The sequence below is a fragment of the Bacillus paranthracis genome (assembly GCF_001883995.1).
GTDB lineage: Bacteria > Bacillota > Bacilli > Bacillales > Bacillaceae_G > Bacillus_A > Bacillus_A paranthracis.
Map to the genome: position 1 here is coordinate 1 of NZ_MACE01000088.1, position 258 is coordinate 258.

Below are 258 nucleotides of genomic sequence, written 5' to 3' on the forward strand. Positions count from 1 at the left end.
AATTTACCTGCTGTAAACCCAACACCTAATACTGCAAACATCGTCTACGACTTTATTTTCAACCCTGATTTTGCACCAATTCAAAAATCGACTACTTCCAACACTACTTTCGTTCAAATTAATGATGCTGATATCGTTTCACTTAAAACCGTTGATTTAACTTCTGTAACAATTGGTGACATTTTAACTTATACAACAACTTTAACGAATACAGGGAATACAGATGCCACTGCTGTTGTATTTACAGACAATATTCCT

The 258-nt window shown here is 34.1% G+C and carries 1 protein-coding gene; it reads left to right on the plus strand.

What is annotated here, in order from left to right; translation table 11 throughout:
* A partial coding sequence (locus BAQ46_RS29150; RefSeq protein WP_116777274.1) for a DUF11 domain-containing protein occupies positions 1 to 258 on the plus strand: 258 nt, incomplete at both ends.